The sequence below is a fragment of the Allobosea sp. OAE752 genome (assembly GCF_050433265.1).
In the GTDB taxonomy this organism is placed as follows: Bacteria; Pseudomonadota; Alphaproteobacteria; order Rhizobiales; family Beijerinckiaceae; genus Allobosea; species Allobosea spartocytisi.
The window spans coordinates 99,113-115,619 of the sequence record NZ_JBNPXO010000008.1 but is presented as its reverse complement, the minus strand read 5'-3'; the positions used below and the strand labels follow the sequence as shown (position 1 = coordinate 115,619).

Below are 16,507 nucleotides of genomic sequence, written 5' to 3'. Positions count from 1 at the left end.
TCAACCTCCCTGCATCGGCGCGACGACCTCGATGCGGTCGCCGTCGTTGAGTGCGGTCTCGGCGCGCTTGCGGGCCGGGACGAATTCGCCGTTCACAGCGGTGGCGACGATCCGGCCGGCATAGCCGAGCTCGGCCAGCGCCTCGGCCAGCGTCTTGCCCGCGATGTCCTGGGGCGCGCCGTTAAGCAGCAAGGTCATGCAGCATCTCCGGTCGGGATTGCGGGTTCAATACGGCATCGGCCGCCATCCGCGCCATGGCGGGGCTGAGCAGGAAGCCGTGGCGATAGAGCCCGTTGACATGGATCACCCGGCCCCGGCGCGTCAGCCGCGGCAGGTTGTCGGGAAAGGCCGGGCGGGCATCGGTGCCGATCTCGACGATCTCGGCCTCGCCGAAGGCCGGATGCAGCGCATAGGCCGCGCCGAGCAGTTCGAGCATGGAGCGGGCCGAGATGCGCCGGCGCGCGCCGCTCTCGATCATGGTCGCGCCGACCATGAAATGCCCCTCGGCGCGCGGCACGATGTAGAGCGGAATGCGCGGGTGCAGCAGCCGGACCGGACGCGACAGCGCAATCTCGTCGCTCTTCAGGATCAGCATCTCGCCCTTGACGCCGCGCAGATCGGGCAGGACGTCGCGGGCCGCAAGCCCGCGGCAATCGAGCACGATATCGGCGTCGAGCTCGGCCGGCTCGACCGGGCTCTCGAAATGGATCGTCCCGCCTTGCGCGAGAATCTTGTCGCCCAGGGCCTTGATCGCCCGGCGCGGATCGAGATGCGCCTCCGCTGCGAAGAACAGCCCGCGCCCGAAGCGCCCGACGAGATCGGGCTCCAGCCGCGCGATCGCCTCGCCGTCGATCTCCTCGAAATGGCTGGTGCGCTGGCCGAAGCGGCGCAGCTCCGAACGATCCCGGCTCGGCGCGACGACGAGCGTGCCCTGTCGCGCGACCTCACCCGTATGCCGCTCCCACCAGCCGGCCGCCTCCTGCCCGAGCCGCACCACCGGCTCCTCGGCGCTCTCGCCCTCGCACCAGGGCGCCAGCATGCCGCCGGCATACCAGGAGCAGGCCTCGGCGCCGATGCGCGGACCGCGCTCATGGATGACGACGGCCGCGCCCCTGTCGAGCAACTCGACGGCGCAGGCGAGGCCGACGACGCCGGCGCCGACGATCGCGACGGTGGTCTGGCTTGGCCGATGCGGCAACTGTGCCATGCGCTTCCCATGCTCCCGGGGAGGCAACGGCCGGAGGCGCGATGCAGAGAACTGCGAGCCGAGGACCGTTCCCTTCGCCGGCATTACCCGGATCAGGTACGATGGGTTGGCGTGAGCCACGCCTCTCAGCCTCTCGGCACCCCAACGGACGCGCTCAATCTAGTGAGCTGGGCCCCAGAGAGCAAGGCGAGCCGATGCATACCGGCCTTTCCGGGAGATCGCCCGGCTTGACGTCTCCCTTACCAAGGGAGTGCTTCCGTCGCTCCTGCGCAGCCATATCCCCTCCCGTGTGAAGGGAGTGATCGCCCGCCCCTGTCGACCAGGAGAATTATCCTTGGTGCAAAGTGGCCGGCGAGGCTTGTCAAACGGCGTCACGATCGGGCATAGAGCCTTGCGCTGGAGACGTGGCCGAGAGGCTGAAGGCACTCGTTTGCTAAATGAGCATACCCCACAAGGGTATCGAGGGTTCGAATCCCTCCGTCTCCGCCACTCCTACCCCGTTGATTAGTAAAGACAGTTCTAAGCGCTGCCGAGCACGATAGACGGCGGCCTACACATGGCAGGCTGCCTCTGGCAGCGCGGAGCCCGATTCTGGTTCCAGATCGCCATTCCGATCTCCGAGGGGCGTTCGGGAGCACTCCTGTTCGGGTGCCCCTGCCCTGTGACGATCATCGGGACGCGTCGCGTTATGCCCGCCGACTCGCCGGTATCGCCGAGAGCTGGTTCAGGGAGTTGAAGAAGGAGCGCCTCACAGGGTTGCCGTCATCTCCGGCTGGAGGCCGCCGACTTCTTCGCACGGCCCGGACGCAGACCTTCCTGATGTCAGCAAGGGTGGTTTGTGTTGAAGAAGTCGGTGTTGCTGTGGGCTTGAGGTTCTGTTTCCGTCGTCCTTGCGGAGGGCGGCGTGATGATGGGCGAGCGGACGGTTGCGCAGGAGGCACTGTTCTACGAGTTCAACCTTGAGCGGCATGTCCCGGCCAGCCGATGCAGCGGCCCCATGGCGCGAGAGACCCGACCTTCAGACGCCTCAAACCCGACGGGTGGTCAATTCAGTCTCCACCGGACACCGCAAACACCTCATATCTTCGATATCGGCGGTGCGTCGGACCAAGTCGGCGCCTTGAGACTTCGCTTCACCCGGTGATTCTCGCCTGCGACGGACTGCCCGGTCGGTGATTTGCCCACGAGGTAGTTCTTCTGCCATTTCTGCTCCACCGTAAGGGGGTCGCCGAGACCGATAGCAGCGTTGAATCTAACCCGCTCGCTGTTCCAGGATTTATATTCCCGGTGCAGGGCTGGATCCTCGGTAATGGGTCGAATTACCGGCTGTACGCTCTCGATGGTGACAGCTGGCACCATGGTGACGAAGCAGAACGGCTCATCCTTTTCGAAATGCACTGTGCCAGGCCGGGTGAATTTCCAGTTCATGGTAAAGCTGAAGGGTAGCCAGCCGGTCTCCACCAGCCCGTCGAGCGGGTGGATGCCGTCTTTGATGCGGTTGGGCGAGCCGCGGACCGACATCATCCAATCCGGATCTGTCCTGAACAGGTAGCCCGGATGGAAACTCAGGATGCCGTGTCCGAAGAACACCCCGGCTTGGTGCAAATGGGTACCTGGCTCGTGAGGACGAAGGGTGATGTCCTCCTTGCCATTCCAGCCGTTCCAGGTGGCAGAGAAGCCAGCCGGGTTGAGCAACTCCCAACCATTGGCGTTGGCAATTAAAAGCGGCGTGCACCGATTTGCGAAGTGCTCGCTCGTGGCATCCATCCAATCGCGGCCGGTCGGAGCCGCGACGAGCTGTGGTGCCCGATCGATCAACACGTAACAGTCAAGTCTCGGTCCTGTCATCATTGGGCTTTCGGAACGAACTGCGTCATCGGGGACCTCGTTGCCGAGCTCCGGCCCCTTCGAGATCTCAGCCGGAAGGACCGACAGGGCCGACAGGACCGGTAGGGCCTTCAGGGCCGGAAGGGCCTTCAGGGCCGACAGGGCCAGCAGGGCCGACGGGGCCGGAAGGGCCAGCAGGGCCGGAAGGGCCTTCAGGGCCGACAGGGCCAGCAGGGCCGACAGGGCCGACAGGGCCGGAAGGGCCAGCAGGGCCGACAGGGCCGACAGGGCCGGCAGGGCCAGGAGTACCGGCAGTGCCAGGAGCACCGGGAGCGCCAGGAGTACCGGCAGCGCCAGGAGCACCGGGAGCGCCAGGAGCACCGGGAGCGCCAGGAGCACCGGGCTGCCCAGTTGCCGTGTTCTTGCGCGCCCTCGGCAGGTCGCCCGCATCGCGGCCGATATAGGTCGGCATATAGTCTTCGCGATCGCGCCGGATGAGAGTCTTCTCGCCGAGCCACGGCGACACGTCGTTGGTGCCACTGGAGCCGAAATAGACGCGCAAGCCCGCTAGGAAGCTGAACTCGTTTCCGGAGGAACGGCCGAAGCCGCCATCCGACTTCTTGCCATAGGCGGCGTCTGCGAACAGCGAGGCGGCGGTATTGCTGAAATTGGCGAGATACTCCGCGCCACCCACGAGCTGGTTGCGGCCGCTGGTGTAGCGGTGGCCGATGTTCAATTTGAGGTTATCGGTCACGTACCAGGCAAGGCGCACATCATCGAAGAATCTGGTTTTGTCGTTGCTGGCCACCAGGAAGCTATTGCCGACGCCGCTATAATTGTTCCACTCGACGCCCGCGAGGCCCTCCAGAGTGAAGCGGCCGAAATAGAGCTGGCCTTCGATGCCGCCCTTGGCGTTGTACATGCCGGTATTGCCAGCGCCGGAGATATTCGCTCCCCAGCTCCCGGTGCCATACAGATAGCTGCCGTAAAGCCCAAGCGCGCCGACCCCAGGGTCGCGCCAGAACAGATGCGCCGCAGCGCCGCCCAGGGCTGTGTTGGAGGCCATGCCGCCTATGGTGTCGACCTGAAACCCGAAGGCGGAGCCAAGCGGCAATGCGAGCAGGCCACTGATCTCGCCAAATCCGGAACGGCCGTTGTAGCCGCCGCCCGCTTCGAGCCGGACATTGGTGGCGCTGACGGCCTGGGGGCCGGTTCCGCGCTGGGCGCCCGGCATAACGCCGTCGCCTTTCGTGACGAGGTGCCGCGGCTGAGGAGCACCTCTACCGCCAGACGGACCCTTCAGCCGCGAGATTTCGGCATCGGCGGCCTTCAGCTTGATTTCAAGCGACCTCTGCTTGGCCTGAAGCTCGGTGACGAGCCTGAACAATTGCTCATTGGAGACGCCCTGCGCCTGCGCTGGTGTGATCGACCAGACGGCACAGGCAATAGCCAGCGCAGAGCACCCGGCTCGCAAATTCTTCTCGCTACCGGCGATGAGAGCCGTCTTACCCTTGATGCCGTGATCGAGCATGTTCGCCCCCCCCTGATCGCAGTAGTCACACCGCGACCTCTGCCGGAGCGGAACACATTTCGGGCGTCTGACCAGAGCAGCGACAGTATCTGCTCCTGACTCCTCTTGACGGGATGTCTATTTTAAGCCGTGCGTCGGGCACGGAAAGATTCGCGGCTTTCCGGCTCTTTCAAAGATCGGTACGAGTATCGGTCAGCGCGAACCCGGCCTTGTCCAGGCCCTCCACGATATGGGCGATCTAATCTTCCTGGAACGTGCGCCAGCGCCAATCGACATAGATTTCAATGGCGTATATTGACCTCAAATGGCGCATAATTGGGATATTCGTCTCCGCTCTGGCTCTGACACCGAGATACCCTCAGACGCCCGTAATCATAACGCGTACGAAATAGCGCTTCTCATCAATGCTTATATTTATATAAATCTTAAAATCATCCTCGTAATCACACTTGCGATACTATTCCAGAATCGGGACGCCATATGCCATTGCAGGACGGCAGCATTCGCACGCTGGACGAGTTCGACGCCCTCTTCATAGCGCTCCATGACGTAGAGGCGATTGCCCGGCGGATCCCGGGTTCGGGGCTATGGCTCGCCGCCCCGCCCGCTCGAATTCCTCGAACTTCCCCATTGCGAACAGCACGGCGCAGGGTGTGCGCCAGAGTCGAGTGCAGCGGGAACCTGCAGCCCCCCGGCGTGTTCGTCTTCACATCAGCCATATCCGGATGTGATTCGCCAATTCGGGCGCTTTGACCAGTCGGAATGGCAATCGACGCCCCTGTGAAGGAGGAGATCATGCCGGCAAAATCGGCTGCGCAGCAGAAAGCCGCCGGCGCCGCTTTGGCGGCCAAGCGCGGCGCCATGAAGAAGAGCGGGCTCAAGGGCGCATCGAAATCGATGGAGGCATCGATGAGCGAGGCCGAGCTGGAAAAGATGGCCTCGACCAAGCGCAAGGGGAAGAAGGAACACGCTTCCAAGCACTGACCGCCTAGGCGCGGAGGCCGAGCCGGGCTCCGCCAAGCAGGAGAGCCGCGATGACCATCCGTTTCGAACCGCCCTTTCCAGAGCAGAAGCAACCGATGCCGGGCCGAACCGACGCGATGACGCCGCGGCCCGACCATGGCGAAACGAGTTATGTCGGCTCGGGGCGCCTCAAGGGCAAGCGGGCCATCATCACCGGCGGCGACAGCGGCATCGGCCGGGCCGTCGCCATCGCCTTCGCGCGGGAAGGAGCCGATCTCCTGATCTGCTATCTCAGCGAGGACGATGATGCGGCCGAGACCGCCCGCTGGATCGAGGAGGCCGGGCAGAAGGCGGTGCTGATGCCCGGAGATATCCAGCACCCCGCCCATTGCCGGGCCATCGTCGAGCGGGCGGCAGATGAGCTCGGCGGGCTCGACATCCTCGTCAACAACGCCGCGCATCAGGCGAGCTTCGATGCGATCGAGGAGATTTCCGACGAGGAATGGCAGCTCACCTTCGCCGTGAACATCCACGCGATGTTCTACCTGACCAAGGCCGCCGTGCCTCACATGAGGCCGGGCTCCTCGATCATCAACACGGCCTCGGTGAATGCGGACAAGCCGAATCCGAGCCTGCTCGCCTATGCGGCGACCAAGGGCGCCATCCAGAATTTCACCGGAGGCCTGGCGCAAATGCTCGCAGGGAAGGGCATCCGCGCCAATGCGGTGGCGCCGGGGCCGATCTGGACGCCGCTCATCCCCTCGACGCTGCCGGCGGAGAGCGTGAGCCAATTCGGCAAGCAGGTGCCGATGCAGCGCCCCGGCCAGCCGGCCGAACTCGCGACGGCCTATGTCATGCTGGCCGATCCGCTCTCCAGCTACGTCTCGGGCGCGACCATCGCCGTGACCGGCGGCCATCCGATCATCTGAGGTACATCCGAAAGACGAGGGCGAAGCCTTGGCCGGAAAGCTGCAAGCCTATCGCGCCAAGCGCGATTTCCGGAAGACGAAGGAGCCGAGCGATGCGAGCGCGGTGGCTCCCTCTAACCGCCTGCGCTTCGTCATCCAGAAGCACGACGCGACGCGGCTCCATTACGATCTCCGGCTGGAGCTGGACGGGGTGTTCAAGTCCTGGGCGGTGACCCGGGGCCCGTCGCTCGACCCCGCCGATAAGCGCCTCGCCGTCGAGGTCGAGGATCACCCGCTCGCCTATGGCGATTTCGAGGGGACGATCCCGAAAGGGCAATATGGCGGCGGCACGGTCCAGCTCTGGGATCGCGGCTACTGGGAGCCGGAAGGCAAGCTGAGTCCGCAGCGCCAGCTCGAAAAGGGCGACCTCAAATTCACGCTCGACGGCAAGCGGCTGAAGGGCAGCTTTGTTCTGGTGCGGATGAAGCATGACCGCGATGGCGGCAAGCGTACCAACTGGTTGCTGATCAAGCACCGCGACGCACATGCGGTCGATGCGAATGGCGATGCCGTCCTGAAGGCCGAGACCTCGGTCGCCTCGGGCCGCACGATGGCCGCCATCACGGCCGGACGCGGGCGCTCGCCCGAGCCTTTCCTGCTGGCCGAACAGACCGTCGATGCCGACGCCGTCTGGGACAGCACCGAGGGATCGGCGGCGGATGCGCGCGCGGGCAAGCCGGCACGGGCCGAGCCGGCGAGCCGAACTCCAAAAGCGGGGCGCACCGCTCCGGCCGCCCTGCCCGATTTCGTTCCGCCGCAGCTCTGCCAGAGCGTCGAGCGGCCGCCGGCGGGGAGCGGCTGGGTCCATGAGATCAAGTTCGACGGCTATCGCATCCAGGCGCGCGTCACCGGGGGCAAGGTCACGCTGAAGACGCGCAAGGGCCTCGACTGGACGAAGAAGTTCGGCGCCGTGGCCAAGGCCTTCAAGGACCTGCCGGACGGCATCATCGATGGCGAGGTCGTCGCGCTCGATGACCATGGCGCGCCTGATTTCGCGGCGCTCCAGGCAGCCCTCTCCGAAGAGAAGACCGAGAATCTCGTTTTCTTCGCCTTTGACCTGCTCTTTCTGGATGGCGAGGATTGGCGCGAGCAGCCGCTTCTCGCCCGCAAGCAGCGGCTGCAGGCGCTCCTGCGCGAGGGCGCCGATGGCGTCACCCTGCGCTATGTCGAGCATTTCGAGACCGGCGGCGAGGCGGTGCTGAAATCAGCCTGCCGGCTTTCACTGGAGGGCATCGTCTCGAAGCGGGGCGACGCGCCTTACGCCTCCGGCCGCAGCGACAGCTGGGCCAAGGCGAAGTGCCGGGCCGGCCACGAGGTCGTCATCGGCGGCTGGGCGACGACGGCTGGTCAATTCCGTTCGCTGCTCGTCGGCGTCCATCGCGGTCCGCATTTCATCTATATCGGCCGGGTTGGCACCGGCTATGGCGCGGCCAAGGTCGACGCGCTGCTGCCGCGGCTGAAGGAGCACGCAGCCAAGGCCTCGCCCTTCACCGGCAAGGGCGCACCGCGACGAGCTCCCGGCGTGCATTGGGTCGAGCCGGTCCTCGTCGCCGAGATCGAATTCGCGGGCTGGACCGGCGACGGCATGGTCCGGCAAGCCGCCTTCAAGGGGCTGCGCGAGGACAAGCCGGCGGCGGAGGTCGAGACCGAATTGCCGGCGCCGCCCACGGAAACCGCGCCGCCGAAGCCCGTATCGGGACGCGGCGGGCGGGTCGATGTTCTCGGCGTGCCCCTGTCCAAGCCCGAAAAGCCGCTCTGGCCGGATGCCGAGGACGGCAAGCCCGTCACGAAGCTCGACCTCGCCCGTTATTTCGAGGCCGTCGGCGCCTGGCTGCTGCCGCATATCCAGGGCCGGCCGTGCTCGCTGCTCAGGGCACCTGACGGGATCGAGGGCGAGGTCTTCTTCCAGCGCCATGCGGGGCTCGGCACATCGAACCTGTTCGAGCTGGTGAAGATCTTCGGAGACAAGAAATCCTATCTCCAGATCGACCGGATCGAGGCCTTGATCGCGACCGCCCAGATCGGCGGAATCGAACTGCATCCCTGGAATTGCCGGCCGGGCGAGCCGGAGGTGCCGGGGCGGCTGGTCTTCGATCTCGACCCGGGGCCGGGCGTTTCCTTCGATGCGGTGATCGCGGCGGCCAGGACCATGAAGGAACGGCTCGAAGCGCTCGGCCTCGTCAGCTTCTGCAAGACCACCGGCGGCAAGGGCCTCCATGTCGTGACACCGCTGGCGAAGCCCGGTCGCGGCGGCCTGGACTGGCCGGCCGCCAAGGACTTCGCCCGCCGCCTCTGCGCTGCGATCGCTGCCGATGAGCCCGAGCGCTATGTCGTCAACATGGCCAAGCGCCTGCGCAAGGGGCGGATCTTCCTCGATTATCTCCGCAACGATCGCATGGCGACGGCGGTGGCGCCGCTCTCGCCGCGCGCAAGGCCCGGCGCCCATGTCTCGATGCCGCTGACCTGGACGCAAGTGAAGGCGGGGCTCGCCCCCGCCCGCTACACGATCCGCACGGTTCCGAAGCTCCTGACCACGAGCAAGGCCTGGGACGATTACGACGAATCCGAGCGGCCTCTCGCCGAGGCGATCAGGAAGCTCGGTCGCTCCTGATGCCGGGCGGAACGGATCGGGAGACGATGCGTTTCGCGTCGGACTGGAGTGAGCAAACATGGCCCAGCGGACATTCTGGAAAGGCTATCTCAAGCTCTCGCTCGTGACCTGCCCGGTCGCGATGATGCCGGCGCATTCGGAGAGCGAGAAGGTCCGCTTTCACACGCTCAACCGCAAGACCGGGCATCGCATCCAGAGCCGCTTCGTCGACGCCGTCACCGGCAAGCCGGTTGCCGAGGACGACGAGGTCAAGGGCTATCCCAAGGGCGATGACGACTATGTCATGCTGGAGGATGACGAGCTCGACGCCGTCGCGCTGGAGAGCACGCGCACCATCGATATCGAGGTTTTCGCGCCGCGCTCTTCCGTCGGCTGGATCTGGTACGACACGCCGCATTACCTCGTGCCCGACGGCAAGATCGGCGATGAGGCTTTCTCGGTCATCCGCGAGGCGATGAAGGCGACCAAGACCGTCGGCATCTCCCGCGTCGTGCTCTATCGGCGCGAGCGGGCCGTGCTGCTGGAGCCGCGCGACAAAGGCATCGTGCTGTGGACGCTGCGCTATGGCGACGAGGTCCGCGACGAGAAGGACTATTTCGCCGATGTGAAGACAGCCAAGCCCGAGCCCGACATGCGCGCGCTCATGGAAAAGCTGATCACGTCTCGCACCAGGGACTGGTCGCCCGATCTGGTGCAGGATCCTGTCCAGGACGAATTGTTGAGCATCATCAAGGCCAAGCAGAAGGGCCGCAGGCCGGCCCGGAAAGCCGCGCCGGTGGCCAGCGAGGGCAACGTCGTCAGCATCATGGATGCGCTCAAGCGCAGCCTCGAACCACGGAAGTGATCAGCTTGCCTTGCGCCGCGGCTCGGCCTTGGCGGGTTTGCGTTTCGCGGTCGATTTGACGCCGGATGTCTGGCCGGCCTTGGCGCTCTGCCGGAGGGCGTCGAGCAGGTTGACGACCTTCGCCGGCTCGGGGCGCTTCGCCGGCTTGATTGTCCGCCCCTCGATCTTCGCCTTGACCAGCTCGGCCAGCGCGCTTTCGTAGCGATCGTCGAAGGCCTTGGGGTCGAAGCGACCTGCCTTGGTGCGGATGATGTGCTCGGCGAGTTCCAGCATCTCGCCCTCGATCTTCAGCTTCGGAATGTCGTCGAAGGCGCTCTGCGCCGGTCGGACCTCATAGTCGAAATGAAGTGTCGTCGCGACCATGCCGGCCTCATGCGGCCGGATGAGGATCGATCGCATGCGCCTGAAGATCACGGTGCGCGCCAGGGCCGCCGCATCCCGGCGCGCCATGGCGTCGCGGATCAGGCCGAAGGCTTCGGCGGCGACCGGCGTGCTCGGCGTCACGTAATAGGGCCGATCGAGGTACAAATCGTCGATCTCGTCGCAAGGCAGGAAGGTCGCGACGTCGAGAACCTTGTCGCTGTCGGGAATGGCCTCGGCGATCTCCTGCGGCTCCAGGACGATGTAGTCGCCGTCGCCGCGGTCATAGCCCTTGACCTGGTCTTCCTTCTCGACCGGCTTTCCCGTGACCTCGTCGACGAACTGGCGGTGGACCCTGTTCCCGGTCTTGCGGTTCAACATATGGAAGGAGATGCGCTCGCTGGTCGAGGCCGCCGTGTAGAGCGCCACCGGGCAGGTGATTTCGGCGACTTTGAAGACGCCCTTCCAGATTGCGCGCGGCGCCATGTCTCCAGCCTCGGCATCAGAGCAATGATTGCGAGGAAGGAACGGCCCAGTCCGGGCGATGGTTCCGATGCCGGAACGAGTCGATCCATCACGATCGGCTTGCCTCGGGCCCCTTGCGCCAGCGGCACCGTGCGCGTTCTGTCGCGCTCCAGGCTCGCTTTGCGTGAGGCGCTGGCCTCTCCGCAAGGGGCGGGTCGTATCGTCTCACCCGTATTCCGCCTTATTGACGCGATAGGCGCAATCGGGAATTGAACGTTATCGACCGCCTGCAAGAAGGACTGTCCATGTCGGCCCAGCGCGCCCGCTCCCCGTCGCGTTTCGCCCTGCCCGGTCTTCTGCTGTGCGCCACGGCCCTGGCCGGCTGCAATCAGGAAAAGGCGGCGCCTCCGGTGCAGCCTCAGGTCCAGGTCAGCGTCGTCGTGCTGCATCCGCAGCCGGTCGCGATCACCGCGGAGCTGCCCGGACGCGTCTCGGCCAATCTCGTCGCCGAGGTCAGGCCGCAGGTCAACGGCATCATCAAATCGCGCCTCTTCAAGGAGGGTAGCGAGGTCAAGACCGGGGACGTCCTCTACGAGATCGACCCCGCGCCCTACCAGGCCACCCTCGACAGCGCGATCGCGGCCCAGCAGAAGGCGGAAGCGGCCGTCGCCAACGCCCAGATCCGGGCCAACCGCTATCAGGAGCTGTTCCAGCGCAACGCCGGCAGCCGCCAGGACATGGACGACGCCAACGCCACGCTGGCTCAGGCCCAGGCCGATGTCGCCTCCGCCAAGGCGAATGTGGAGACCGCCCGGATCAATCTCGCCTACACGAAGGTCACGGCGCCGATCGACGGACGCATCGACAAGTCGGCGCTGACGCCCGGCGCGCTCGTCACCGCAAACCAGGCCACCGCATTGACGACGATCCGGAAGCTCGAGCCGATCAATGTCGACGTTACGCAGTCGAGCACCAACCTGCTGCGCTTCCGCGACGACATCGCTTCGGGGAAGCTGCGCTTCACGGGCCTCAACGTGGCGGTGAAGCTGAAGCTCGATACCGGCACCGAATACAACCAGTCCGGCAAGCTCGAATTCGCCGAGGCCAATATCGACCCGACGACCGGGACGTTCTCGGTGCGCGCCGAGTTCCCCAATCCCGACCGCATCCTGCTGCCGGGCATGTTCGTGCGGGCCGTGATCCAGGAAGGCGTCGCCGAGAACAGCTTCCTGCTGCCGCAGCGCGGCGTGGGCCGCAACACCAAGGGCGAGGCGACGGGCAAGTTCGTCGGGCCGGACGGCAAGGTCGAGGAGCGCGTGCTGGCCACCCGCCGCAACATCGGCAACAACTGGCTGGTGGACAGCGGCGTCAAGGACGGCGAGCAGCTCATCGTCGAGGGCGGCCAGCTCGTCCGGTCGGGCCAGACCGTGACCGTCAGCGAGGTCTCCATCGACGAAGCGACGGGTGAGCTCAAATCGGCCAACCGGCGGGCGGAAGCCAGCCCCAGCACGGTCAAGAACTGACCATGTCGCGCTTCTTCATCGAGAGGCCGATCTTCGCCTGGGTCGTCGCCATCGTGATCATGCTGGCGGGCGTGCTCGCCCTGCGGACCCTGCCGGTCTCGCAATATCCGCAGATCGCGCCGACGACCGTGCAGATCAGTGCCAATTATCCGGGCGCCGACGCCCAGACCGTCGAGAACTCGGTGACCAAGGTCATCGAGCAAGGCATGACCGGCGTCGACAACCTGCAATACATGACGGCGACCTCGACCTCGACCGGCAACGCCACGATCACGCTGACCTTCACGAACGCGGCCGATCCGGACGTGGCGCAGATGCAGGTGCAGAACAAGCTCGCGCTCGTGACGCGCCAGTTGCCCCAGGTCGTGCAGAGCACCGGCGTCACCGTCGCCAAGGCCGCGACCGGCTTCCTCATGGTCGCGGCCTTCGTCTCCAGCGACGGGCGGCTCTCGACCACGGACCTCGCCGACTATGTCGACTCGACGCTCAACGACACGCTGAAGCGCGTCGAAGGCGTCGGCACGACCCAGCTCTTCGGCGCCGGCTACGCGATGCGCATCTGGCTCGACCCCGACAAGCTGCAGAAATACGCGCTGATGCCGGGCGACGTGATCAACGCGATCCAGGCCCAGAACGTGCAGATCTCGGCCGGCCAGCTCGGCGGGCTGCCGCAGGTCAAGGGCCAGCAGCTCAACGCGACCGTGACCGCGCTCAGCCGCCTGCAGACGCCGCAGCAGTTCGAGAACATCATCCTCAAGAGCGGCACCTCGGGCTCGATCGTCCGGATCAACGACGTCGCGCGCGTCGAGCTCGGCGCCAAGAGCTACGACACGGTCAGCTTCTACAACGGCAAGCCGACGACCGGCCTCGCGATCAGCCTCGCCACCGGCGCGAACGCGCTCGACACGGCGGCCAAGGTCAAGGCCACCATCGAGCGGCTGGCGCCGACGCTGCCGGAGGGGGTCGAGGTCGTCTATCCCTACGACACCACGCCCTTCGTCCAGCTCTCCATCGAGAAGGTGGTGCACACGCTGTTCGAGGCGATCCTGCTCGTCTTCGTGGTGATGTTCGTCTTCCTTCAGAGCCTGCGCGCGACGGTGATCCCGATGCTCGCCGTGCCGGTCGTCCTGCTCGGCACCTTCGGCGTGCTCGCCGTCGCCGGCTATTCGGTGAACACCCTCACCATGTTCGCCATGGTGCTGGCGATCGGCCTGCTCGTCGACGACGCGATCGTCGTGGTCGAGAACGTCGAGCGCGTGATGCACGAGGAAAAGCTCGGCCCCAAGGAAGCGACGATCCGCTCGATGGGCGAGATCACCGGCGCGCTCGTCGGCATCGCCACGGTGCTCTCGGCGGTGTTCGTGCCGATGGCCTTCTTCGGCGGGTCGGTCGGCGTGATCTACCGGCAGTTCTCGGTGACGATCGTCACCGCCATGATCCTGTCGGTCCTCGTCGCGATGATCCTGACGCCGGCGCTCTGCGCCACGCTCCTCAAGGCACCCGGCGAGCACAGCAAGACATGGGCTCCCTTCGCCTGGTTCAACCGCAATTTCGACCGCACCACCAACGGCTACCGCAACGGTGTCGGCGGGATGATCAAGCGCCCGATGCGCTTCCTGCTCGTCTTCCTGCTGATCGGCGGCGGCATGGGCTATCTTTTCGCGCGGCTGCCCAGCTCCTTCCTCCCCGACGAAGACCAGGGCGTGCTGTTCACGCTCGTGCAGCTTCCGGTCGGAGCGACACAGGACCGGACGCTCAAGGTGCTCGACGAGGTGCGCGAGCACTACCTGACCAAGGAGAAGGATCTGGTCGAGGGCGTCCTGACGGTCGGCGGCTTCAGCTTCAGCGGCCAGGGGCAGAATGTCGGCCTCGCCTTCGTGCGGCTCAAGCCCTTCGAGCAGCGGCCCGGCAAGCAGGCGACGGCGCAGGCCATCGCCGGGCGCGCGATGGGCGCGTTCCGCACGCTGAAGGACGGCTTCGCCTTCGCGCTGGCACCGCCCGCCCTGCAGGGCTTCGGCAACACGTCGGGCTTCGATTTCTACCTGCAGGACGTCGCCGGGGCCGGCCATGAGCGGCTGATGCAGGTCCGCAACCAGCTCCTCGGCCTCGCCGGGCAGAGCAAGCTGCTCACCGGCACCCGGCCGAACGGGCAGGAGGACCAGCCGCAATACTCCGTCACCATCGACCAGGAGAAGGCAAGCGCGCTGACCCTGTCGCTCGCGGACGTCAACACGACGCTCTCGGCCGCCTGGGGTTCGGCCTATGTCAACGACTTCATCGATCGCGGCCGCGTGAAATCGGTCTATGTCCAGTCGGATGCGCCCTTCCGCATGCAGCCTCTGGATGTCGGGCGCTGGTATGTCCGCAACCAGGAGGGAGGCATGGTGCCGTTCTCGGCCTTCGCCTCCGGCCAATGGAGCTACGGCTCGCCACGCCTCGAACGCTATAACGGCGCCTCGGCGGTCGAGATCCAGGGGGCGGCCGCGGCCGGCGTCAGCTCGGGCGCGGCGATGGACGAGATCGACCGGATCGCGAGCCAGCTTCCGACCGGCTTCGGGCATGAATGGACGGGGTTGTCCTATCAGGAGCGGCTGTCGGGCAGCCAGGCCGTCGCGCTCTACGCGCTGTCGATGCTCGTCGTCTTCCTGTGCCTCGCCGCGCTCTATGAGAGCTGGTCGATTCCCTTCGCGGTGATGCTGTGCGTGCCGATCGGCATCTTCGGCGCGCTCGCGGCGGCGACGCTGTTCGGCCAGAGCAACGACGTCTACTTCAAGGTCGGCCTGCTCACCACGATCGGGCTGGCGGCGAAGAACGCCATCCTGATCGTCGAGTTCGCGATCGAGCAGGAGGCGTCCGGCAAGGGACTGATCGAGGCGACGCTCGAAGCGGCACGCCAGCGCCTGCGCCCGATCCTGATGACCTCCTTCGCCTTCATCCTCGGCGTGCTGCCGCTCGCGGTTGCGACCGGCGCCGGCTCCGGCAGCCAGAACGCGATCGGCATCGGCGTGATGGGCGGCATGATCGCGGCCACCGCCATCGGCGTCTTCTTCGTGCCGTTGCTCTATGTCGCCGTGGTCCGCCTCGTCCGGTGGATGCGCGGTCAGGGCAAGGATACCAAGGAAGCCGAGACGGCGGCCTGAGGCTCTGCCCTTGGCCGAAACCACGCTGTCATTCCGGGCGCCGCTCTCGCGGCTTGTCTGGAATGACAGCGTGCATCCTGCCCTCACTTTTTGATGAGAGACGGATTCAGATTTCAGATGGAAACACTTGTGATTCCATCTGAAATCATCCTGCGGTCACTCACGCCAGCTCGCGCCGCCGACAGCGCTCTCAGGGCGCGAAGGCGAGCGGGCGGCCCGTCTGCGGATGCTGCAGCACGGTCATCCGCACGCCGTAGATCGCCTCGAGCTCGGCGGGACGCATGATCGCGTCGGGCGCTCCGCGCGCGATCATGCGCCCCGAATGCAGGGCGACGATCTCGTCGCAATAATTCGCCGCCATGTTGACGTCGTGCAGCACGACGACCACGCCGATATTGCGCTCCTGCGAGAGGCGCCGCACCAGCGCGAGCACCTCGATCTGATGCGCGACATCGAGCGCCGAGATCGGCTCGTCGAGCAGGAGATATTCCGCATCCTGCGCCACCAGCATGGCGAGCCAGACGCGCTGGCGCTCGCCGCCCGACAAGGTGTCGACGAGCCGGTCGGCGAAACGCGCGACATCGGTCAGCGCCATCGCCTCCCTGACCTTCTCGCGGTCCCGCTCGCCGAACCGGCCGAGCGCGCCGTGCCAGGGATAGCGGCCGAGCGCGACGAGCTCCTTTACCAGCATGCCGGAGGCCGGCGGCGTCTGCTGCGGCAGATAGGCGACCTTGCGGGCGAAGGCGCGGTCGCCCCATTCCGGCAGCGCCCTGCCCTCGAAGCGGATGGTTCCGCCGGACACCGGCTGCTGGCGGGCCAGAAGCTTGAGCAGGGTCGATTTGCCCGAGCCGTTGTGACCGATGAGCCCGACGACGCGGTGGCCGGGCAAGGTCAGGCTCAGCGGCTCCAGCAGCACGCGGCCGGGGATCGCGAAGCTCGCCGCGTCCAGCGCAAAGAGCGGCTGCGGCACGGCCGGCTGGAGCGCGGCGGAAGGAGAGGCTGTCTCGAGCATGTGCGTCATCGTTCCTTCTGGAGCATCGGCCCGAAAAGTGGCATGCGGTTTTCGGA

The 16,507-nt window shown here is 66.0% G+C and carries 12 protein-coding genes, 1 tRNA gene and 1 riboswitch; of the genes, 7 read left to right on the top strand and 6 right to left on the bottom strand.

The window, feature by feature from the left end; genetic code table 11:
* The gene (gene thiS / locus GGC47_RS20040; protein WP_038368420.1) at window positions 1–198 is read right to left on the bottom strand and encodes a sulfur carrier protein ThiS; all 198 of its coding nucleotides are present in this window, start codon (window positions 196–198) and stop codon (window positions 1–3) included.
* Window positions 182–1,207 (bottom strand): glycine oxidase ThiO, encoded by a 1,026-nt coding sequence (thiO, locus tag GGC47_RS20035; protein WP_370954103.1) that lies wholly within the window; start codon window positions 1,205–1,207, stop codon window positions 182–184. Before thiO ends, thiS begins: the two co-directional genes overlap by 17 nt.
* A 52-nt stretch (window positions 1,208–1,259) precedes the next feature.
* Window positions 1,260–1,361: riboswitch (TPP riboswitch) on the bottom strand.
* A gap of 244 nt (window positions 1,362–1,605) precedes the next feature.
* Between thiO and GGC47_RS20030 the strand changes: the two genes are divergently transcribed.
* A tRNA-Ser gene (locus GGC47_RS20030) sits at window positions 1,606–1,696 on the top strand.
* Window positions 1,697–2,284: 588 nt separating this feature from the next.
* Here GGC47_RS20030 and GGC47_RS20025 read toward each other — a convergent pair.
* Both GGC47_RS20025 and GGC47_RS20020 read right to left on the bottom strand, forming a co-directional pair.
* Window positions 2,285–3,055: a DUF6065 family protein gene (locus GGC47_RS20025; protein ID WP_142021046.1), complete on the bottom strand. Its 771-nt coding sequence runs from the start codon at window positions 3,053–3,055 to the stop codon at window positions 2,285–2,287.
* A 67-nt stretch (window positions 3,056–3,122) separates the two neighbouring features.
* Complete coding sequence (locus GGC47_RS20020) at window positions 3,123–4,565, bottom strand: hypothetical protein (RefSeq protein WP_429068646.1); 1,443 nt, start codon at window positions 4,563–4,565, stop codon at window positions 3,123–3,125.
* 795 nt (window positions 4,566–5,360) lie between these two features.
* Here GGC47_RS20020 and GGC47_RS20015 point away from each other — a divergent pair.
* Genes GGC47_RS20015 through ku (GGC47_RS20000) form a run of 4 tightly spaced genes read left to right on the top strand, consistent with a single transcriptional unit; the run spans window position 5,361 to window position 9,951 of the window.
* The gene (locus GGC47_RS20015) at window positions 5,361–5,549 is read left to right on the top strand and encodes a DUF3008 family protein (protein WP_038368869.1); all 189 of its coding nucleotides are present in this window, start codon (window positions 5,361–5,363) and stop codon (window positions 5,547–5,549) included.
* Between the two features lie 50 nt (window positions 5,550–5,599).
* Entirely contained in the window at window positions 5,600–6,457 is an 858-nt protein-coding gene (locus GGC47_RS20010; RefSeq protein WP_142020662.1) for an SDR family oxidoreductase, read from the top strand.
* Window positions 6,458–6,485: 28 nt separating this feature from the next.
* Entirely contained in the window at window positions 6,486–9,107 is a 2,622-nt protein-coding gene (ligD, locus tag GGC47_RS20005; RefSeq protein ID WP_142020661.1) for a DNA ligase D, read from the top strand.
* A gap of 58 nt (window positions 9,108–9,165) precedes the next feature.
* The gene (gene ku / locus GGC47_RS20000; protein ID WP_142020660.1) at window positions 9,166–9,951 is read left to right on the top strand and encodes a non-homologous end joining protein Ku; all 786 of its coding nucleotides are present in this window, start codon (window positions 9,166–9,168) and stop codon (window positions 9,949–9,951) included.
* On the opposite strand, the gene ku (GGC47_RS19995) is transcribed toward ku (GGC47_RS20000), so the two are convergent.
* Complete coding sequence (gene ku / locus GGC47_RS19995; protein WP_142020659.1) at window positions 9,952–10,797, bottom strand: non-homologous end joining protein Ku; 846 nt, start codon at window positions 10,795–10,797, stop codon at window positions 9,952–9,954.
* Between the two features lie 284 nt (window positions 10,798–11,081).
* Between ku (GGC47_RS19995) and GGC47_RS19990 the strand changes: the two genes are divergently transcribed.
* Window positions 11,082–12,299: an efflux RND transporter periplasmic adaptor subunit gene (locus GGC47_RS19990; protein ID WP_142020658.1), complete on the top strand. Its 1,218-nt coding sequence runs from the start codon at window positions 11,082–11,084 to the stop codon at window positions 12,297–12,299.
* 2 nt (window positions 12,300–12,301) lie between these two features.
* Window positions 12,302–15,439: an efflux RND transporter permease subunit gene (locus tag GGC47_RS19985; protein WP_142020657.1), complete on the top strand. Its 3,138-nt coding sequence runs from the start codon at window positions 12,302–12,304 to the stop codon at window positions 15,437–15,439.
* Between the two features lie 190 nt (window positions 15,440–15,629).
* Here the strand turns inward: GGC47_RS19985 and GGC47_RS19980 are convergent, their stop codons facing one another.
* On the bottom strand, window positions 15,630–16,451 hold the full coding sequence (locus GGC47_RS19980; protein WP_142020656.1) for an ATP-binding cassette domain-containing protein: 822 nt from the start codon (window positions 16,449–16,451) through the stop codon (window positions 15,630–15,632).
* Window positions 16,452–16,507 lie beyond the last annotated feature (56 nt).